Consider the following 19,931-nt stretch of genomic DNA (forward strand, 5'->3'; position numbering starts at 1 on the left):
CGCAGTAGATTCCTCGAGTGCTGGTGGTACACGCCTCGTGTGGCCGCTGACCAGCGGAAACGGCCACGATTCGGCTGTGGACCAGTTGCCCGTCATGCGCAGAGCATGGTTGTAGACGGCACGCGCGTACGTCTTGTAGAGCTCGGCGAAAGCCTCGCGGTCGGCCGCCCGGATGCGGGACCACCCGGTGGACCGGCCGGCAGAAGGAGGCGTGGCATCGCTCCGTGCCACGCCTCCATGCCCTGTCCGCCGCCGTCCGGGGGCGAAGCGGGTCAGACCTTGACGGTCACGTACTTCTTGCCCCGGTCGTTCTCGATGACGACCTCGGCGACGTCGTCCATCGGGACCGCCGCCGAGCCGTCGAGGTTCGAGCCCTTCTCCTCGTCGGCGACGAGCCAGCTGCCGGCGATCTCGCGATCGCCGTTCTTCGCGACCACCACCAGGCGGCAGCGTTCGCCCGCCGGGACGCCCGTGACCGAGGCGTTGAGGCGGATCCAGTCGGCGGCGGGCGTCACCCGGAGGCGCATCTCGCCGCCGGTCTCCGCGCTGCGGCCCTCGAAGAACTTGACGCTCACCGGAGGGGCCGTCGGCGAGGTCGCCGTGACGGAGGGTGGCGGAGGGACGGCCTGAGCGGTCCGGTCGCCGGTGTTCTGGCCGATCAGGACACCGCCGCCGAGGAGGGCCGCGGAGGCGACGGTCGCGGCCACGGCCAGGAACGCCCGCCGCCTCAGCGCCTGGGCGGCGCGTTCGCCGCGCACCTGGCGCAGCGTGCGCTGCAGCAGCAGGTCACCGCCCTCCGGGGGACCGTCGAGGAACGCCTCCGGGGGGACCTCGCCGAGCGCGGACTCCATGTCCCGCAGTTCGTCCAGTTCTTCGCGGCACTTCCGGCACGACGCGATGTGTTCGTCGACGGTCCGCACCTCCTGCTCGTCGAGAGCGCCGAGGACGTAGGCGCCGAGCAGCGCGCTGTCGTGTTCCTTGATGCTCATACCGCCACTCCCTTCAGTTCCACGGCCCTCACTGCCTTCGGTCGGTCCACGTACATGTCTCTCAGTGCCCTCAGCGCGTAGTGCGACCGGGACTTGACCGTCCCGGGCGGGATCCCGAGTGCCTGCGCCGCCTCCGCGACGCTCCTGCCCCGGAAGTAGATCTCCAGCAGCACGTCCCGGTGATCCGGGGAGAGCCGGTCGAGTGCCTCCACGACGACCATCGAGTTCACCACGGCCTCGGCGTGGTCCTGCTCGACGGGCTGGGTGGTCACCGATTCGGCGACCTCCGTGGGACGGGCGGCCTTGGCCCGGTACCGGTCCGTGACGATGTTGCGGGTCACGGTGAGCAGCCAGCCGCGCACCGAACCCTTGCCGTTGACGAGGGCTTCCGGATGCTTCCAGGCCCGGATCAGGGTCTCCTGGACCACGTCCTCCGCGGCGCTGCGGTCGCCGGTCAGGCGCTGCGCGTACGCGAGGAGGGCCCTGCCGTGTTCCTCGTAGAGGGACCGGATCAGTGCCTCGTCACCGGTGTCCTGTTTCTGCCGACTGCGCAGCCGCAATGCCGCCATCCCTTCTCTCCGTCCTCTCCTGGGCCAACGCGATGGACACGAACGGGAGGGCGCGTCGGTTCAACCGGTGGGCGAAGTCGGCCGGATCCCGTCACCGGGCCCGGCACTCGCGGCCCTCGTTGACGCAGCGCACGAGCTCCGCCATGCGGTCCCGGGTCATCAGGTTCACGAACATGGCGTGATCGGTGACGGGGTTCCGGAGCTGCTCCGGGAAGGAGTCCACGGCGAACGGCGTGCCGTCGGGGAGGTCGTACGCGAGGGTGATCCGCAGTTGCGGCACGGGGAACGTGGCCCGGGGGCAGGTGCCGTCGGCAGCGGGGAACTGCACATGGGTGCGGTGGCCGGGGCTGTCGGTGGCGAGGCCGTTCCAGCAGCTGGGGAAGTCCAGGGTGCGGGTGGGGCGGCTGCCCCGCGGGCAGCGCGCGTACTTGGTGGTGAAGCGGTCCGGGTAGCCGAAGCAGCCCCATTGGGCGCGGATGTCGGCGCTCGGGGTGGTGGCCGCGACCGGGTCGCCCGTCACCAGCCGCAGGAAGCGGGGCATGCCGACGACCGCGCCGGTCGCGTTGCCCCGGAACTCCACCCGCACCGAGGACGCCATGAGGATCTCGCCGCTGTTGCCGTGCGCGCCGCCGCCGGCCGTGTGGGCGTCGGCGCCCGTGCGGTCGAGGCGGCGCAGCACGGGCCAGTAGTACGTGGACCGGTCGCCGCCCGCGCAGGTGGTGCCGGCGGCGTCCAGGCTCCGGTCGGTGGAGAGGGCCTCGGTGGAGAGGTTGCCGACGTAGTCGTGCGTGTGGTGCGCGCCGTTCACGATGCCCGGGGAGATGACGAAGTTGTCCGCGTTGCGGTGGCCCTGTTCGTTGCGGCCGCAGTCGATGGTGAAGGTGCCGGTGCTGGCGTCGGGTCCCCGGGCGGGCGCGCGCGTCGTCGCCACCGTCGCGATGTCCACGTACTGGTCGTCGGCGGGTACACCGGCCGCCCGGGCGGCGCCGTCGGCGCCGAACGTCGCGATGCCAAGGAGCAGGGTCAGCCCGAGCGTCACGGGCAGAGCGATCCAGAACAAGCGGGAACCGGGGGAGGGAAGAATGATCGGCACGGAAGCAGAGTTCCACCAGTGGCGTGGGTGGGCAAGATCGCCCGTCTCAGCTGGCCGGAACCATCTTCAGACCCTCCGGCGAGCATCAGCGGAACAACTGCCCCCGGACGGCTCCGTCCGGGAACTCCCGGGTGGTCAGGTTGACGTAGAAGCCGGTCGGATCCTCCTTGAGGCGGGTGATCATCGGGGCGTCCGGGGTGCTGACAGCGCCGGAGATCGCGAAGACGTTCTTCGGCACGGGAGAGAGGAACAGCGGCAGCCGAACGTCCCCGTTCTCGCCCAGGCCTCCTTCGTGGATCCGCCCGGACAGCGGCGGTCCGGTGTTCACCCAGGCCAGGGAGTAGTCGACGCGGTCCGTCCGCGGGTGCAGAAACGTGGTGCCGTGCCCGTCGGGGTCGCCGGCCTTCTTCGGGTCACCGGCCGGGATCTCCTGTCCGCCGTCCGCGAGGGCGCGCATCCTGCCGCCGTGAATGATGCCGAGCGGGTTCACCGGCTTCGCGAACGGCCGGAGCTGGCCGCGTACGGCTCCGCCGGGGAAGGCGTCGGTGTGCAGGTCGACGTAGAAGCCGTCCGGGTCGCGGCGGAGGCGTTCGGCGAGTGCCGCGGAGGACAGCGAGGTCTGTCCGGCGGCGGAATACACCGAGGTCGGCATCGGTGTGGCGAACAGGTCGGCCACGACGGCGCCGTCCGACCCGACGGCGCCCTGGTGGAGGTGAGCCCGGGCCGGCCTGTCGACGCCGTTCCAGGAGAGGGCGAAGGTGACACGGTCGCCCTTGACCTTGACGAGCGCGATGGCCTTGCCGTCCCGGTCGCCCGCGGCCCTCCCGTCCTTCCCCGGCACCTGCTGGTCGCCGCTGAGACGGGCCACCAGCGACACGGCCGTCCCGCCGCCCGGGGAGCCCCCAGGACCGTCGTCGGCCGTCGCCGGGGTCGTACCGGCGAGGCCGGCACATACGATCACGGCCACGACCGCCGCGGTGAGCCTGCGCATGTCTGTCGTCCTTCCAGAAGTGGGATCCCTTCGCGTCGAGCACGCACGCGCCGCCCCGCGGGTTCAATCCCGTCCCCCCTCCGCCCGGCACGGGCACGGCTCGCGAGCGCACTGAACCCTGACGGCTCCCGGGACGTGTGGGCCGCGGGGAACACCACTCCTCGCTTTCCGCACGTACGAGAGAGGACATCACCATGCGCGCATCCAAGGCTCTGCTCGCCGTACCGCTGGCGCTGGCGCTCGCCGCCTGCGGCGGCGGGAGCGACGGCGGCCCGAACGGCGACGGGGGACGGAAGGCAGCGGGGAAGCCCGTCCGCGGGGCGACCGTCACGGTGGCGGACTCCGGCCTCGGCTCCATCCTGGTCGACGGCCAGGGCCGCACCCTGTACGCCTTCACCAAGGACAAGGACACCTCCGGCAGCTGCGGCACGGAGTGCATCGCCGTGTGGCCCGCGCTGACCGGCTCCTCCCCCGCCACTGCGGGACGGGGCGTCGAGGCGGACCTGCTGCGCGGGGAGAGGCAGCCGGGCGGCGCCGTGCACGTCGCGTACGGGGACTGGCCGCTCTACTACTACGTCGGCGACGCAGCCGCCGGGGACGTCAACGGCCAGGGGCTGGACGGAGAGTGGTTCGCCGTCTCGCCCGACGGCAGGCTCGTCCGCACCGCCCCGTGAGCGGGCACCGGCCCGCGCCGGCCCCGGGGCCTTCGTCCCGGACGACACCCACCACGAAACACCCCCAGGGGGAGCCTTGGCCGAGATCGACATGCCGGGAGACGAGGTCGAACGCCTCGGCGGACTTCTGCGGCGGGTGGTGGAACTCATCGACACCAAGCCGTCCGGGTTCACCGCCGAGGACGTCGGACCGCCGCTGGCGCGCTCCGGCGGCAACTTCGACGACGAGTGGAACGACGGGCGCACGCAGGTCAAGCGGAACACCAAGGACCTGACGAACGCCTGCGAGGCCATCGTGAAGGCCTTCGACGACTTCGACCGCCAGATGGGCGACTCCCTGAAGGGCGACGGCGACGGCGGCCGTCCCCGCCGGTGACCCGCCGGCGGAACCAGACACGACGAGTTTGAGGAGCACGGTCCCATGACCACTGGTTCGCACAGCTTCGGGATCGGCATCCCGGAGAACTGGACGGAGTACGACCTCCACGGCGACACGCTCGCCGAGCGCCGCGCCGAAATGCTGCGGCACGCCCCGCAGAAGGAGACCAGGGACGCCATCAACGGGGCGTTCCGGAGCGCGCGGCGGATCATGGACGGCGCCCGCAGGCGCGGGGCCGTCTACGCGGCGGGCACCACGACCATGTACGAGGACGGCCTGCTGATGGCCGGGCTGATGGTCTTCAGCCTGACCCCGCCGGCCGGCGCGGACTTCTCCGCGAAGGGCCTCGCCAGGGAGTTCTCGGCCGCCGGGGGCCGCCGCCGCGAGGGCACCTCACGGACCCTCACCACGCATGCGCTTCCCTGGGTGGGGCCGGTCGGCCGGATGAGCGGCATCGAGGAGACCGAGATCGCCGAGGGCGTCTCGTCCAAGCTGGTGGTGACGCACACCTTCGTGCCGGTTCCCGGGGGAGGACGCGTGCTGGTCATCACCTGCTTCAGTCCGAACATCCCGCTCGCCGAGCCGCTGTACGACCTCTTCGACGCCATCACGTCGACGTTCTGCTTCGGCGACGGGGAGCCGGAGACCGTGGGCACGGCGACCTGACCGACGCCGCCGTCGCGGAAGGGCCCGGCCGTTCCTGATCGGAACGGCCGGGCCCTTCGGTGTGCGGCGTCAGTCGGTCAGTCGACCGTCGTCGCGGGAACGCGGACGGTGGTGAACCGGCCGTCACCGAGCTGGAGATGGGCCCGCCCCGGCTCGCTGTCCTGGCCGAGCAGACCGCGCGGCAGACGGGCGCCCACCAGCTCGCCGTCGCCGATCGCGCGCGGCGCGAGGAGTGCGCCACACCGGTTGCGGCGCACGACGGCCTGCCAGCCGCCGATGCCGCCGAGCAGCGCCTCGTTGTTGCCGGCCACGATCAGGCCCCAGCCGTCCCCCGCGCTGCCGCGGGCGAGCGCGACGAAGTCGTGGTCCAGCTCGGAGTTGATCATCATCTCGGCGTCGTCGACGAGGATGGCCCCCGCGGGGGTGTCCACCTTGCCGAGCGCGGTGCGGAAGTCGGCGACCGCGAGGTCCACGTCCGTGAAGACCTCGACGACGCCGGGCCGTCCGGCCAGCCGGCGCAGCGGGGAGGTGCGCGGAGCGATCACCACGATCTTCGTACCGAGCGAGGTCAGCGACTTCGCCATGGTGAGCAGGAGCGTGCTCCGGCCGGACCGGGGCGGACCGGCGACGACGAAGGACGGCACCTGAGACAGGTCCGTGCCGAGCGCGCTCAGTTCGTCGCCGCCGACGCCGATCATCGCCCACAGCGGGGAGACGTCCCTCGGCCGGCGCGCGAGGGCTTCCACGAAGTCCAGCTCGTCGGGGAGCACATCCACGCGGAACGGCCTGCGCGCCGCGGTCACGTCGCCGTCCCGCTCCCGGAGCCGGTCCGCGAGCGTGCCGAGCGCCCGGGCCTGTCCCGCGCCGCCGTTGTCGGAGCCGGGGATCAGCGCGGTCTGGACGCTGTTGCCGTCCTTGGCCAGGACGCCGCGTCCGGCGGGCAGGTCCTCGGGCACGCTGCGGGAGTTGAGGCCGACCATGGAGTAGTCGGAGCGCTCGTTCAGCCGCAGGACGAGCTTGTCCTCGGTATGGGAGGAGAAGCGGTTCTGGCCGAGGATCCGGTCTCCGGTCGCCACCACGTGGATGCCCGCGCCGGCTCCCTCGCGCAGCAGGAGCGTCATCGCGTCCATCACGGAACCCTGGTCGTAGCCGGAGAAATCGCGCTCGAACGCCTCGAAGCGGTCCACGAACAGCACGATGTGCGAGGGCCGTTCCTCCTCGGGCAGGATGCGGCGCAGTTCGGTGAGGTCGGCGACGCCCTGCCGGCCGAGGAGGTCACGGCGCCGGCCGATCTCCGCGCCCAGGCGGTTCAGAAGGCGCACCACCCGCTCGACCTGGGTCCGGTCCACCACGGCGCCGCAGTGCGGCAGCGGGGTGAGGGCCTGGAGGGCGCCGTTGCCGCAGTCGAGGCCGTACAGGTGGACGTCGGCGCTGCCGTGCGTCTCGGCGAGGGCGGCGGCCAGGGTGCGCAGGGTCTGGGAGCGGCCGCTGCGGGGTGAGCCGATGACGTACAGGTGTCCCGCCCGGTCGAGGTCGAGGGTGAGGGGGCGGCGCGCCTGCTCGGTGGGCACGTCCACGATCCCGTACGCCACGGGGGCGAGCCGCCCGTGCTCCGCCTCGGGAAGCGGGGGCAGGTCGGCGAGGGTGAGAGCGGCGGGGAGCGGGGGGAGCCAGGGGCGGCGGGCGGGCGGGACGGCGAGCTGCTCGGCCGCCCCCCGTACCGCCGCGACGAGGACCGAGAGGTCGGTGACCGGCTGGAAGGCGTCTTCCCGGGCCGGCGGGCGGGGCATCGGGTCGCCGAGGCCCTCCCAGTGGAGTTCGGTGAGCACCGGGGCGGGGCGGTCCTCGCCCGTCGTCGCCTCGTCGAGGCGGCGACCGCCGATCCTGCCGGTCTGGAAGGGCAGCAGCGCCGCGTGGCCGAGCCGGGCGTGGGCGCGGCCGGGGGTGCGGGGCGAGAGCTGTCCGGAGTCGGGGGCGTCGATGATGTCGCGGCTCTCGCTGGTGTCGGTGGTGCGCAGCGCGATCCGCAGGTTGGTGTTGGCGCGGATGTCGGCGGTGACCGCCCCGGACGGGCGCTGGGTGGCGAGGACGAGGTGGATGCCGAGCGAGCGGCCCCGCTGGGCGATGTTGACGAGGCCGGAGACGAAGTCCGGGAGCTCCCGGACCATCGACGCGAATTCGTCGATGACGAGGACGAGCCGGGCCATGGGGGCGAGTTCGGGGCGGCGGGTGCGCTTGTCCGTGTAGTCCTCGATGTCCTTGGCGCCGGCCTCGGCGAGGATGTGCTCGCGTCGCTTCAGTTCGGCGCCGAGCGAGACGAGGGCGCGCTCGACGAGGTGGGTGTCGAGGTCGGTGACCATGCCGACGGTGTGCGGCAGGTCCTCGCATTCGGCGAAGGCGCTGCCGCCCTTGTAGTCGATGAGGACGAAGTTCAGTTCGTCCGGCCGGTTGGCGACGGCGAGGCTCGCCACGAGGGACTGGAGCAGTTCGGACTTGCCCGAACCGGTGGTGCCCGCGATGAGCGCGTGCGGGCCGTCGGTGGACAGGTCGACGGCGAACGGGCCGTCGACGCCCTCCCCGAGGACGGCGCGCGTGCCCCGTCCCGAGATCACCCAGCGCGCGGCGACGGCGTCGGGGGTGGGCGGTTCCAGGCCGAGTACGTCGAGGAGGCGGGCGGAGGCGGGTAGCAGGTTCTCCTGGGTCTCGTCGCCGACGTCCCGGATCGGCGCGAGCGCCCGGGCCACGCCCACGCACCAGGCACGGCTCGGCGCGTCCATGCGGACCTCGTCGACGGGGTCGGCGGTGTCCTGCTCGACCCGCAGCCACTCGGGTCCGGCCACGGCCACGGCGCGGCACTCCTCGGGCAGCAGCCGGGCCTCGTCGTCGACGCAGAGCGCGTACACGCCGACGGCCGGTCCTTCGCGCAGGAGCTGGACGACGCCGGGCAGAGAGCGCAGTCTGCGGGCGCCGTCGAGGACGACAAGGATGTCGGGTTCGCCCGCGGCGCCCCCGCGGGGTGCCCGTTCCCCGGCCTGCCGGCGGGCGGCGACCACGGCGGTGAGTTCGGCGATGCGCCGGCCCACGGACTCGGCGTTCGCCCCGACGAGGGCGACGGTGTCCTCGCCGAGGGGCGCGCAGTGCGGCAGCCAGTGCACCCAGGACCAGCGGTCGGCGCCCGTGCTGCCGGACAGTACGCAGATCCGCAGGTCGGAGGGGCTGTGCAGGACGGCGACCTGGGCGATCAGCCAGCGTGCGAGCGGCTCGGCGGCGGTGCCGCCGGCGATGCCCATGACCCCGTACGCGCGCAGCGGGACGGTGACGGGCACGGCGTAGGTGGTGCGGTCGATCCTGCGGCGGTGTTCCGGCTCGGAGGGATCCTGGAGCTCCACGAGGGCGGGCCGGTCCGCGGCGCCCAGGCGCATCAGCAGGAAGTCGTCGTCGCGCCAGCGGCGCTCCCACAGGCGCTGGCGCGGTCCGGTGGCGATCAGCAGGGCGGCGGCCGGGTCGGGGGCGGCGAGTCGGCGGGCCCGCTGTTCGGCGAGGACCGCCTCGGTGACGTCGTCCTCCAGGGCGGCCTTCCGCTCCTCGTACTCCTTGAGCTGTTCCTCGTGGCTCTCCTTGCCGCGGCGCTTGTTGGAGAGCTGGGAGATGATGGCGATCACCGGGGAGAGCAGGCCGAAGACCAGGAACCTGGGGTTGTTGAAGATGGCGACCGAGACGGCGGCCATCAGCAGGGGGGCGAAGATCAGGGTGAGTTGGAGCTTGTTGCGGGCGGGCTTCCCGGGTGGGACGGGGAGCTGGAAGCGGTTGGCGACCGGCGGGGGAAGGAGCCGGGGCGGCCGGTTGTAGTCGAGGCCGACGCCGTCGTCGGAGGACTGGAGCGCGGCGTCGGGACGGGAGGGTTCGGTGAGTTCGAGCAGGACGGGGCCGACGGTGAGGACGTCTCCGAGGGGCCACGCGGTCCAGTCGCGCACTTCGGTCCCGTCGCGGGTGACGCGGTCCTGTTCCGCGGCCCGCACGGTCGCGGTGCCGTCGGCGAGGACCTTCAGGCGGGCCGCGGTCCCGGCGAGCCCTTCGGCCCTCAGCCGGATGCGGCAGGTCGTGGCCGAGCCGATCTCGTAGTCGCCGGGCGGGAGCCGGAACACCGTTCCCGCGTCGGACCCTCCGACGCCCCGCAGTTCCACCACGCCGTCGGGTTCGGGACCCGGCTCGGGTGCGGGTGCTCCGAGGGACAGCAGGGTGCCGGCGCGCAGGTCGGTCGCGGCCATGGGCTGGTCGGCGGGGAGCCGGGTGGCTCCCCGGTAGAGGACGGGCCGCTCCCCCGAGGTGCCACCGCGCAGGCGCCGGTGGAGGTGTTCGGCGAGTTCGCCCGCCGGGGACTCGGGGTCGGCCTCGATCATGATGTCCGCGGTCTGGCCCTGTTCCGGGTCGACGGCGGTGACGGTCAGGCGCATCGTCGGTGCTCCTTGGGCGCGGTGGTCACCAGGGGTGGGGGTGGGGCGAGCCGGCCGGGCCGGTCCGGGAGGGGGCCCGGTCCGGCCCGGCCGGTGCCGGTGCGGGGTCAGCCCCGGAGGCTGGCACCCATGTCGCTGTCGAACTGGGTCATGCCCTCGCCGTACTTCTTGATGTACTCCGAGATGCCCGTGAGGCCCTCGGTGACCTTGCCGTAGTTGCTCGTGTACTCCTCGACGAACGGCCTGAAGTCGCGCTGGGCGGAGGGCGTGTTGTAGCCGTCGGCCGTGAGGGCGTCCAGGTCCGTCTTGATCTTGTTGAGCTGGGCGACCGCGATGTCGTACTCGTTCATGGTCTGCTGTGCGGCGGACGCGGTCTTCTCGTCGTTGACGATGTAGTCGGCCATGGGTGTTCTCCCGTTTCCCGTCGGATGGTGTGGAGCTGGGTCGCGTGGTCCCGCGCCCTCTAAACGGAGGGTTCGGGAATTCGGTTCAGACCTTGATGGGGGCTTCTTCCGGCGGATTGGCCAGCTCGGTGTCCTGCGTGGCGTTGAGACCTCCCAGGGTTTTCTGGGGAAGGGAGGCGAGAGGGACCTCGGGGCCCTTGGTCTTGAATCCGTAGTCGTTCTCGATCTTCTTTCCGGCCAGGGAATTGCCGACGCCGTAACCGAGTTTGATGCCCGCGTTCTCCAGCGCGGTCTGGGGGTCGGTACCCTTGGCGCCGACCTCGTACCCGACGCTCACGGCCTGGCCCACGGCGCCCTTGATGATGCTGGTGAGGGCCTCGTAGCCGTACTCGTGGAGGCTGGTGACCGAGGTGGGGCCACCGGTGTTGGCGTGGTAGTCGTGGATCGGTGTGTGCTGTTCGTTGTACGAGCCCGCCGCGTCGAGCTTGGTGAGGGTCGTGCCGCCGGCGTCGGTGACCTCGACGGCGCCGTTGTTCTTGAGGTCGACGTGGAACGTGGCCGGCTGGCCGTTCTGGCCGGTGGTGGTGACGGTGCCCGTCACGCCGTCCGGGGTGACGGTGAACGTGGTGGTCTCGCCCGCGGCGGTGCCGGTGAAGGTCGCGGTTCCGTCGGGGTTCTGGGTGATGGTCGTGCCCCCGGCCGGGTCGGTCGTGGTGGCGGTGCCGTTGTTGACGGTGGTGGTCGGGCCGGCGCCGCCGGGCGGGGTGACGACGGGCTGGGTTCCCGGCCCGCCGGTGACGGTGGTGCCGTCGCTGAGGGTGACCTGCTGGGGTCCGCCGGGCTGGGCCGGTGCGGCCACGCCCGGCCCTCCGAGGGTGCCGTCCGGGCCGATGGCGACCTTGTCGTTCGGGCCGTTGCCGCCGCCCGCGACGGAGACCTCGAAGGCGCCGCCGCCGGTGGCCTTCACGTCGAAGGGGCCGCCGTGGACGGTGCTGCCGCCCGTGCCGCCGACCGGGACGTCCAGGCTCGGGCCGCCGTTTCCGGCGCCTGTCACCGTGAAGGTCTCGGGGCCTGGTGCGGGGGCCGGGTCGAGCGGGTTGTGGGGGCCGTCGATGACGCCCGCCTTCTGGCCCGCGGTGCCGGCGTTCTCCACGTCTCCCGGGCTCTTGGAGACGGTGGTGGTGCCGGTGCCGACGGTGGTGCCGCCGCCGTAGAAGCCGTCGTGGTGCAGGGTGGGTCCGCCGCCCGGTGTGGGCACGGTGATGCCGCTGTTGCCGTCGCCGCCCACGGTGCTGATGGAGGTCTGCCCGGGGCCGTTGCCGAGGGGGTTGCCCGCGGTGTCGATCGGCGTGTGGGTGGCGGGGTCGAGGTGGGTGCCGGAGGGGCCGAGGCCGGTGACGCCGCCGGGGGCGAAGGTGCCGGAGGCGGGTCCGTACGTGACGGAGAACTCGCCCTCGGGGCCGCCCTGGTTCGGTCCGTGGACGACGGTGCTGCCGGGCTCGGACACCGGATCGGCGCCATGCGTGGTGATGGTGGGACCGTTCGGGCCGTTGGACAGGGTGTTCTGGCCGCCCGTCATCTCCGGGGAGCCGAACAGGCCCCAGCCCTCCTGCTGCGGGGTGTTCACCGTCACCTGGGTGTGGGTCGCGGTGATGGCGGCGTCGCTCGGCGAGTTGTGGACGGTCAACTGCCCGGTGCCGTCGATGGTGTGGCCGACGCCGGACTCGTGGTGGATCGTGGTGGTGGTCGGGCCGTTCCCGTCGTTGCCGAGGGTGGTCGTGACGCCGTTCGACTCGTACGTGACGGTCTGGCCGTCCGTACTCAGCGTGGCGCCGTTGCCGTTGGTGACCGTGGTGGGTGCCGGTGCCGCCACCGGGCCGATGCCGCCGGGCGCGGGGGCGGGGCGCGGCGGGACCTGGACGCCGGAGCCGTCGGGGTTCTGTGTGGTGATCGTCCCGTCGGGGCCGGAGGAGACGGTGGTGATGCCACCGCCCGCCGGCTGGTGGGTGAAGGTGGCCTCACCGTTCGGGCCCGTGGTGGTGGTGACGCCCTGGCTGTCGATGCCGTTCGCCCCGACGTCGGCCTGAGCCCCGCCCGCGGTGGTGTCGGTGAGCGTGGCCACGGGGGTGTTGCCCGCTCCGGTGCCGGCGGTGACGGTGACGGGGCCGCTGGTGGCGGTGCCGGTGTGGTCCACTCCGAACGCGCCGCCGTTGTCGGTCGCGGTCGTGCCGTTCGGCCCGTGGGTGACGGTGGTGTGGGGGCCCGCCGGAGCCTGGGTGGTGACGCTGCCGTCCTGGTGGACGGTGGCGCCCGCGGTGCCGGTGCCGCCGACGGACGTCTGGGCGCCGTCTCCGGTGAGGGTGGAGGTGCTGCCGCCGGAGGTGGTGACCTGGGTCGGACCGTTCGCGGTGGCCGGGGCGACGGTGACGGACGGGGGCTGTCCCTGCTGCCCGACCGTGGTGGGCCCGTCGGCGCTCGTGGTGACGGAGGTGCCGCCCTGGCTGATCGTGGTGGCGCCGCCCGGAGTCTGGTCGACGTGGACGGGGTTGAGGGTGCCCACGGATCCGGTGGTGCCGTTCGGGCCGTGTCCCGCCTGGAGGGGACCTGAGGAGACGGCCGTGCCGTCGGTGCCGACCGTGACCGTGGTGCCGCTGCCCGCGCCGCCGACCGTGACGGTCTGACTGCCGGGCCCGGCGGGCGCCGACTTGGTGACGGTGCCGTCGGCGTGGACGCTGGTGGTGCTGCCGTCGGCGGTGGTGACCTGCGCGGGGGTGGTGCCGGTGGGTCCGTCGACGGTGACCGCCGCGGGCTGTCCCTGGGGGCCTGCCGTGGTGGGTCCGCCGGCGCTCGTGGTGACGGTGGTGCCGCCCTGGCTGACGGTCGTGACGCCGCCCGGGCCCTGGTGCAGCTGCACCGGGTTCGGACCGCCGCCGATCGTGCCGGTGACGCCGGCCGGGCCGTGACTGGCCTGGACGGGGCCGGAGCTGACGGTCGTGGTGCCGTTGGCGATGGTGACGGTGGTGCCGTTGCTTCCGTGGACGGTGACGCTGTGGCCGCCCGTCCCGTCGACGGAGATCGTGGTGTTGCCGACGTCCACGGCGCTGCCGGGGGCCGGCTGCGGGACCGCCGGTGCCACCGGGTTGCCCTGGGCGTCGGTGGCGGTGAAGGTGCCGTCGGGGGCGACGTGGATCTCCTGGCCTCCGTGCGCGATGCTCGCCGATCCGTCCGGGTCGACCGTGGTGGAGCCGGCGATGGTGACGCCGTCGGCGCCGTGGCTGATGCCGTCGAGGCTGAACTTCCCGTTCGGGTTGAGGGAGAGCGACGTCCCGTCCGGTGTGCTGAACGTGATCTCCAGCGGGGAGAACGCGATCGTCCCGCCGCCGCCCGCGGCCGTGCCGCCACCGGCGCCGTCGGTCGTGATGCCGCCCGTGGCGAGACCGCCGCCGGGACCGACCGTCACCTGCGGCTGACCGCCCGGCGGGGTCACGTCGAGACCGCCGCCCGGCTTGGTGACGACCGAACCGCCGTCCGGAGTGGTGAAGGCGACTCCGGCGGGGCCCGGGGCGCCCACCGCGATGTCGCCGTTCGGGCCGACCGTGAGCGGCGGCTGGCCGCCGGACGGGTTCAGGTCGAAGGTGCCCTGCGGGGTGACCGACAACGACGTCCCGTCCGGTGTCCCGAGCGTGATGTCGGCCGGGGAGAAGGCGATCGTCCCGCCCCCGCCGGCGGCCGTGCCGCCACCGGCGCCGTCGGTCGTGATGCCGCCCGTGGCGAGACCGCCGCCGGGACCGACCGTCACCTGCGGCTGACCGCCCGGCGGGGTCACGTCCAGGGTGCCGCCGGGGCCGTTGAACTGGACGATGTCGGGGCGGGGACCTCCGGTGTCCACGGTGAAGCCGGTGTGGTCGAGGGTGGTGACGGGGCCTCCGGGGGTGGTGATGGTCGCGCCGCCCGCCGGGGGGATGCTGGTGGTGACGTTGCCGTCCGTGACGGTGAGCGGCCCGCCCGCGCCCTGCGGGGGCAGGGTGACGGTCTGGCCGCCACCGTCGCCGTTGGCGACGTTCACTCCGCCGTCGGCGGCCACGGAGACCTGCGTCCCGTCCGGGAGGGTGACGCCACCGCCGGGTGGGCCCGTGGGCGCGTGGATCGTGGTGTTGCCGAAGTTCACGTCGACGGACCCGTCGGCCGGGTGGTGGAGCGCCACCGGCTGGCCGCCGCCCGCCGGGTTGTTGAAGACCGAGGTGACGCCGTTCTGGTTGTCGACGTTCACGCCGCCGCCCCCGACCGACGTGGAGCCGCCGTTCTCCGTCACGGTGACGCCGGTCGGCGTGGTGATCGTGTTGTTGTTCACGGTGAACTCCGGCGTGGGGGCGCCGTCGCCGGGCGAGCTGAACGTCGTCGTGCCCGCGGCGTCCTTCGAGACGCCGCCGAAGGGGCCCGAGGTCGAGAAGGTGCCGCCGGGGCCCAGCTCCGTGGAGAGCGCGGGCTTCGTCGACGGGGACGGCGCGAACTCGCCGCCGAAGACGCCTGCGGCCTTCTCCTTGAAGGTCGGGCCCTCGACCGGGGTGGACACCGTGGTCGTGGTGCCGTTCGAGGTGATGGTGTCCCCGGCCGGGCTCTCGATGGTGTTCGTGCCGTCCACGGTCGTCGAGGTGAAGCCGTCCGGCGTCGTCGTCTTGGTCGACGTCGCGTCGGGGGCCGTCGGCGCGAAGGGGAGGTCGTCGGCGGGAGGGGCCTCGGCGGCCTTCGGGGCGGGCGGGGTGGTCTTCGTCTCGGTCTTGGCGCCGTCCGGTGTCGTGACCTTCGTCTTGATCTCGCCCGTGGACGGGTCGGACTTGGTGGTGCCGTTGATGCCGTGGAAGCCGGTCTTCTGTCCCATCCCCTTGGCGTCGACGAACAGGACGTTGGACGGCTTGAACTGTCCGTTGGCGACACCCAGGCTCTCCAGGGAGAACGCCTTGCCGATGTTGCTCTTGAATTTGCCTTTGGTGACGAAGGCGTCCTTGATGCTGTTGGCGAACTTCGTGCCGCCGAAGACGGTGAGCGCCCCGGCCGTGGCCGCGCCGAGCGCAGCGCCCTTGGCCGCCGACGCGGCGTCGAACTTCTTGCCGTCGAACACAGCCGTCAGGCCGCTCGCGACGAAGCCCAGGGCGAACTCGGTGCCCGCGTCGATCGTGAACTTGGCACCGAGGGCCAGCGCGGGCGATGCCTTGAGTCCGATAAGCCCCTTGCCCAGCGGATCGATGATCTTACGGACGAACGTCGAGCTCTTCAGGGCGCCCGTGACCGCCGCGGAAGTCGTCCCGATCCCCTTGCCCACCTTGGCCAGGAACGGCGCGAACTTGGCCAGCTTCCCGGCCGCCGCGACGACCTTGCCGAGCCCGCCGAGCAGCACCCCGCCGGGCACGAGCGTGAGCAGGCCGATGATGATGTCGCCGGCGTCGATCTTCCCTTGTGACACCATGCGGATCACCGACACCGCGAACAGCACCGCGCCCAGGATGAGCCCCACGACCGGCAGGAACACCGCGACGATCGCGACGAGGATGCCCGCGATGATCTCCACCAGCGGGTTGTCCGCGAGGAAGTCGCCGAACGCCTTCACGAAGTCCCGTGCCGGAATGGCCTGCTCGGCAGCCTCATCGAGGATGACGGAGGCCTTCCGGGACCCGTCCTCCCGCAGGCGCTGGGCGTCGCGGCCGAGCGCCACGGCCGCCGACAGCTGCTCCTTCGCCGCGTCCACCTCGCCCTGCCGCTCCCGCTGAGCCTCGGCCTGCTCCGGTGTCGCGTCGGGAGCGACCGCCGGCACCTCCGTACCGGCGGTCCCGGCCACCTCCTGCCCCTGGTCGATCGCCCGGTCCAGCATCGACTGGGCGTCGGTCAGGGTGGTGGCGTACTCGTCGTACGCGCTCGCGGCCGTACGGAAGGAGTCCCTGGTCTTCTCCAGGAGCCCCGGCAGGTCCTTGCCCACACGCGTCTTCAGGGCGTCCATCGCCTGGCCCTTGCCCCGGCGGATCGCCCCGTCGTCGCGCAGCAGGTCGACGGCCTCGCCCGCTCCGTCGCCCAGTTCCCGATACGTCCCGGCCAGGGTCCTGATCGCCTCGGGGTCTCCCGGGGTGGGATCCTCTCCGAACCCCAGAACCTCCCAGCCCGTGGTGTGCCGACGCGCCATCTCCCAGCTCCTCCCGGATACGAGCCATTCGGCACCTCCTCACGAGGCGTGCCGCGATTCGGTTCAGCTCGTTTGAACCGACCCGCGGTCAGGTGCGTTTGACGGCCGACGCGACCAGCGGTGCGCGTCACCAGGCCCCTGCCGGAGGAGGACGAGAAAGATGCGTGACGCCCCGAGGAAGACGAACGACGCGCGGCGGACGGCGCGGCGGCGCACCACGGCACGAGTGACGGCGGTGTGCGGCTTCGTGGCCGTGGCCGCGCTGGCGCTGCCCGGACCGGCCCACGCACGGGACTCCGTACGGGCTCAGGCGTCCGCCGCGGCCTTCGCCTCCGTCCAGAACCGGCTCCCTCAGGCCGTGCGTGCCGAGGAGTTGACGAAGTACTACGTGATCAAGGCCCCGCAGAACAGAGGCGGTCAGCAGGAGACCCTGTTCGAGATCGCGCGGCGCACGCTCGGCGACGGCAACCGGTTCGAGGAGGTGCTGGTCCTCAACAGCGGGCGCCCGCTTCCGGACGGCTCGGTGTTCGTGAGTCCCGAGCAGCTCGTCCCGGACTTCGCGCTGATCCTGCCGGAGGACGCGAAGGGGCCGGGCGTGGAGTTCGGCGTGCTGCCCGAGGCGGCCGTCGACGCGTCGGCGAGCACCGGGCAGAGCGCGGCCCCCGCTGTCCGTACCACCACCACCAGCCGGACGGCGGGATCCTTCGGCGTGTTCGGCAACCGGATCCAGCTGCCCTGGCTGATCGGTGGCGTCGGCGGCGTCGCCGCCCTGACCGTGGCGATCGTCGCGCGCCGTCGCATCGCCCGAGCCGCCCGCGCGTCGGGCTCCACGATCGCCCGGGGCGCCCGTGTGCTGCGGCCTCGACTCCCACGCGGCCTGGCGCTCGCGCTCCGCCGTCGCCGGCGCACCGTGCTGGCTCGGCGGCTCGCGGCGGACACCCGCACGCCGGTGGTGGTGCGGCAGGCACTGCGCGAGCTGATCCCCGCTGCCGGCGCGGAGCCGAAGACGGAGCGGCCGGTACGCGTCTACAGCGTGCTCGCCGAACCCACGAAGCTGCTCGCCTCGGTGTCGGGCGGCCACACGGCCCCCGCGCCGTGGACCGCGCTGGACATGAACCGCTGGGAGCGCACCGGGCTGCCTGTCGTCGTCGAGAGCGATCCGACGGCCGACCCGACACTGGCGCTGCCCCACCTCGCCAGGCTCGGAGTGAGCGACCGGGGGGCGCAGGCCATGGTGGACCTCGGGCAGATCAACGGCGCGCTCAGCATCCGCGGCGACCTCACCGTAGCCCAGGACACCGTGGCGGCGCTGGTGCGCGGGCTCCTCGAACTCCCCCGGCAGAGCACGGTGGTCGTGTCGGTGGACCCGAGCGCGAGCGCACTGCCCGGCCTCAACGGTGTGGTGCGGGTCCGCGGGGTGGCGGAGGTGCGGGACAAGGCGCCCGAGGAGGTCCTCAACGCCGCCGAGGAGCTGGGCGTCGGTCTGGTGCGCGGGGTCGCCCGAAGCGGCGAGGTCACCGGATTCATCGTGCTCCAGGACGCGCCGACCGCCGAGGAGGCACGGGCTCTCGCGGACCTGTCCGCGCCCGCGGGCGGCGGCTGGATCGTACTCGCCGTCGGTGACGTGCCCGGCGCGCACTGGCGGTGGTACGCGGATTCCGACGGCACCGTGGACCTGGGCGTGCTCGGCCTCCGCGTGACCGTCCCCACACAGACGCTGGCGGGCGCGGGCACCGGACGGGTGTGACCTCCCCGGCACGCATTCGGAAAAGAAATACTCCCGGAGTCTGAACCCCCGGCCCGCACGGGCCGTTTGCGAAGTGACGCGCTTCTGGGCGGCGGACCGAAACGGTATCCGCATCAAAGACTCCGCCCCGGCAGTCGGCCGGCCTCCTCCCCGCTGCCGGGGCGGGCCCCTTCGAAACACGGCGGCGACACCGTCCTCCAAGAACGCGGAAATACGGAAACTCAGAAATTCGGAAAGAGGGATCCTCATGCGTAAATTCACTGTGGTTCCGGCGGTACTGACGGTCGCGGCGGTCATGCTGACGGCGGCTTGCGGGGCCTCCCCGGACACGGCTGTGACCGGCGCCGGCTCCCCCGAGCGCCCGGCCGCCTCGGACACCGGGGGGCAGCCCTCGAAGGCGGGGCGCCTGAGCGTCTGGCAGAGCAAGGAGCTGGGCCCGGTCGTCACGGACGGCGCGGGGTTCACCCTCTACCGCTTCGACCAGGACACGGCGAATCCGCCCACCTCGAACTGTGCAGAGGGCTGCGCCGCGACCTGGCCTCCGGTGCTCGTCGACGACGTCACGGCGGGCCGCGGCCTGGACGCGGCGCTGCTCGGTTCGGTGAAGCGCGCCGACGGCTCTCTGCAAGTCACGCTCGCCGGCTGGCCGCTCTACCGCTACGCGCAGGACACCGCGCCCCGGCAGACCCGTGGGCAGGGCGTCGGCGGCACCTGGTTCGCGGCCGCGCCCGACGGCACGAAGGCCAAGGCAGGGGCGGGGGGCGGGACCGAGGAGACGACGCCGCCGAGCGGGCCCCCGGCGCCGAAGAACCTCCCGGCCCTGTCCACGGTGAAGGACGAGAAGCTCGGCACGATCGTCCGCGACGGCAAGGGACGTACGCTCTACCGCTTCACCAAGGACACCGCCTGGCCGATGAAGTCCAACTGCCAGGGCGACTGCCTCAAGCTCTGGAAGCCGGCCAAGCTCGTCGACAAGAAGGACCTCAAGGGCATCGACCCGAAGCTCGTCATCCCGTACAAGCGCCCGGACGGCACCCAGCAGCTCACTCTCGACTGCTGGCCGCTGTACTGGTACACGGGCGACAAGGAGCCGGGCGACACCAGCGGCCACGGGGTGAACGGCACGTGGTTCACGGTCCGCCCCGACGGCAAGCTGGCCAAGTAGCCGCGCCGGCTCCCGGAAGACCGGTCAGGGGGCGTTTCGGAGAACATCCGAAACGTCCCCTCCTGAGGTTTTCGTCATTTCTGTGGGCGCGATGGATGGGCTCGTGGGTGGGACTCTGTTGTCGTCAATGTACCGACTCGGGAGTCGGCTCCTGCAACGCGGCAGCAGGCGTCCGATCCGTCGCAGCGGGGGGGCGAATGCTGCGATTCGCCAGGGACTCGGCTTCGACGGGGCCTCGGGCATGAGGACGTTGCGGACGTGGGCTTCGGGCCAACGGTGCTCTGAAGGCACGAGCGACGCTCCCCGGCGAAGGCGAGGTTGTAGAGGCGAGCGATGTTCAGCATGGCCTGGTGAACGCCCTCGTCTTCGAAGCGGCAGCCGTGGAGGATCTTCCACGTCTTCCTGCGTGTGAAGGTGTGCTCGCCGCGGGCGCGGACCGTGCGGTGGGAAGCGTTGTGCTCCTCCTTCCAGGCCGATAGTTCGGCCTGGCCGCGTTCCGGGTCGGGAATGACCGGGCCGGCACCGCGGTGGCCGCCGTCATCGGGCACAGTTGTCCTGCCGACCGCGGCCTTCGTGCCGGTCGCTTCCCGCGCCGTGCACCAAAACCGACAGCGACGTCAGTCGCAGG

Annotated in this window: 12 protein-coding genes and 2 pseudogenes; 5 read left to right on the forward strand and 9 right to left on the reverse strand. The window is 72.6% G+C overall.

Going from position 1 to position 19,931, the window contains the following annotated elements; translation table 11 throughout:
* Positions 1–69: 69 nt before the first annotated feature.
* From OG514_RS39565 to OG514_RS26350, 5 genes and pseudogenes are all read right to left on the reverse strand, one after another.
* Positions 70–231 (reverse strand): annotated as a pseudogene (locus OG514_RS39565) (RNA polymerase sigma factor); the annotation flags it as partial.
* 41 nt (positions 232–272) lie between these two features.
* A complete protein-coding gene (locus OG514_RS26335; RefSeq protein WP_266898927.1) occupies positions 273–989 on the reverse strand; it encodes an anti-sigma factor in 717 nt (238 codons plus the stop codon).
* On the reverse strand, positions 986–1,558 hold the full coding sequence (locus tag OG514_RS26340; protein ID WP_190104880.1) for a sigma-70 family RNA polymerase sigma factor: 573 nt from the start codon (positions 1,556–1,558) through the stop codon (positions 986–988). Before OG514_RS26340 ends, OG514_RS26335 begins: the two co-directional genes overlap by 4 nt.
* Before the next feature lie 91 nt (positions 1,559–1,649).
* Positions 1,650–2,651 carry a DUF1996 domain-containing protein gene (locus OG514_RS26345; RefSeq protein ID WP_266898928.1) on the reverse strand — a complete coding sequence of 334 codons (1,002 nt, stop codon included), beginning with the start codon at positions 2,649–2,651 and terminating at the stop codon, positions 1,650–1,652.
* Positions 2,652–2,736: 85 nt separating this feature from the next.
* Complete coding sequence (locus OG514_RS26350; RefSeq protein ID WP_266898929.1) at positions 2,737–3,642, reverse strand: CHRD domain-containing protein; 906 nt, start codon at positions 3,640–3,642, stop codon at positions 2,737–2,739.
* A 194-nt stretch (positions 3,643–3,836) separates the two neighbouring features.
* Between OG514_RS26350 and OG514_RS26355 the strand changes: the two genes are divergently transcribed.
* From OG514_RS26355 to OG514_RS26365, 3 genes are all read left to right on the forward strand, one after another.
* A complete protein-coding gene (locus tag OG514_RS26355; protein ID WP_190104878.1) occupies positions 3,837–4,316 on the forward strand; it encodes a hypothetical protein in 480 nt (159 codons plus the stop codon).
* Between the two features lie 76 nt (positions 4,317–4,392).
* Entirely contained in the window at positions 4,393–4,692 is a 300-nt protein-coding gene (locus OG514_RS26360) for a hypothetical protein (RefSeq protein ID WP_266898932.1), read from the forward strand.
* Positions 4,693–4,737: 45 nt separating this feature from the next.
* Positions 4,738–5,361 (forward strand): hypothetical protein, encoded by a 624-nt coding sequence (locus tag OG514_RS26365; protein ID WP_266898934.1) that lies wholly within the window; start codon positions 4,738–4,740, stop codon positions 5,359–5,361.
* Positions 5,362–5,438: 77 nt separating this feature from the next.
* Here the strand turns inward: OG514_RS26365 and OG514_RS26370 are convergent, their stop codons facing one another.
* The 3 genes from OG514_RS26370 to OG514_RS26380 form a co-directional block, all read right to left on the reverse strand.
* Complete coding sequence (locus OG514_RS26370; protein WP_266898936.1) at positions 5,439–9,815, reverse strand: FtsK/SpoIIIE domain-containing protein; 4,377 nt, start codon at positions 9,813–9,815, stop codon at positions 5,439–5,441.
* 107 nt (positions 9,816–9,922) lie between these two features.
* Complete coding sequence (locus OG514_RS26375; protein ID WP_266898938.1) at positions 9,923–10,219, reverse strand: WXG100 family type VII secretion target; 297 nt, start codon at positions 10,217–10,219, stop codon at positions 9,923–9,925.
* 85 nt (positions 10,220–10,304) lie between these two features.
* On the reverse strand, positions 10,305–16,391 hold the full coding sequence (locus OG514_RS26380) for a hypothetical protein (protein ID WP_266898940.1): 6,087 nt from the start codon (positions 16,389–16,391) through the stop codon (positions 10,305–10,307).
* 160 nt (positions 16,392–16,551) lie between these two features.
* Between OG514_RS26380 and OG514_RS26385 the strand changes: the two genes are divergently transcribed.
* Together OG514_RS26385 and OG514_RS26390 are read left to right on the forward strand one after the other, a co-directional pair.
* Positions 16,552–18,138 (forward strand): hypothetical protein, encoded by a 1,587-nt coding sequence (locus OG514_RS26385; protein WP_266898942.1) that lies wholly within the window; start codon positions 16,552–16,554, stop codon positions 18,136–18,138.
* Between the two features lie 247 nt (positions 18,139–18,385).
* Entirely contained in the window at positions 18,386–19,303 is a 918-nt protein-coding gene (locus tag OG514_RS26390; protein WP_266898944.1) for an SCO0930 family lipoprotein, read from the forward strand.
* 302 nt (positions 19,304–19,605) lie between these two features.
* Here the strand turns inward: OG514_RS26390 and OG514_RS26395 are convergent.
* A pseudogene (locus OG514_RS26395) lies at positions 19,606–19,896 on the reverse strand (IS5/IS1182 family transposase); the annotation flags it as partial.
* Positions 19,897–19,931: the final 35 nt, after the last annotated feature.

This window comes from Streptomyces sp. NBC_00572, from assembly GCF_026341815.1.
Taxonomy (GTDB): Bacteria; Actinomycetota; Actinomycetes; order Streptomycetales; family Streptomycetaceae; genus Streptomyces.

What these genes read in the sequence shown, in the direction of transcription:
- OG514_RS26335 (WP_266898927.1), bottom strand. Translation starts at nt 989, where the DNA reads ATGAGCATCAAGGAACACGACAGCGCGCTGCTCGGCGCCTACGTCCTC.
- OG514_RS26340 (WP_190104880.1), bottom strand. Translation starts at nt 1,558, where the DNA reads ATGGCGGCATTGCGGCTGCGCAGTCGGCAGAAACAGGACACCGGTGAC.
- OG514_RS26350 (WP_266898929.1), bottom strand. Translation starts at nt 3,642, where the DNA reads ATGCGCAGGCTCACCGCGGCGGTCGTGGCCGTGATCGTATGTGCCGGC.
- OG514_RS26355 (WP_190104878.1), top strand. Translation starts at nt 3,837, where the DNA reads ATGCGCGCATCCAAGGCTCTGCTCGCCGTACCGCTGGCGCTGGCGCTC.
- OG514_RS26365 (WP_266898934.1), top strand. Translation starts at nt 4,738, where the DNA reads ATGACCACTGGTTCGCACAGCTTCGGGATCGGCATCCCGGAGAACTGG.
- OG514_RS26370 (WP_266898936.1), bottom strand. Translation starts at nt 9,815, where the DNA reads ATGCGCCTGACCGTCACCGCCGTCGACCCGGAACAGGGCCAGACCGCG.
- OG514_RS26375 (WP_266898938.1), bottom strand. Translation starts at nt 10,219, where the DNA reads ATGGCCGACTACATCGTCAACGACGAGAAGACCGCGTCCGCCGCACAG.
- OG514_RS26380 (WP_266898940.1), bottom strand. Translation starts at nt 16,391, where the DNA reads ATGGCGCGTCGGCACACCACGGGCTGGGAGGTTCTGGGGTTCGGAGAG.
- OG514_RS26385 (WP_266898942.1), top strand. Translation starts at nt 16,552, where the DNA reads ATGCGTGACGCCCCGAGGAAGACGAACGACGCGCGGCGGACGGCGCGG.
- OG514_RS26390 (WP_266898944.1), top strand. Translation starts at nt 18,386, where the DNA reads ATGCGTAAATTCACTGTGGTTCCGGCGGTACTGACGGTCGCGGCGGTC.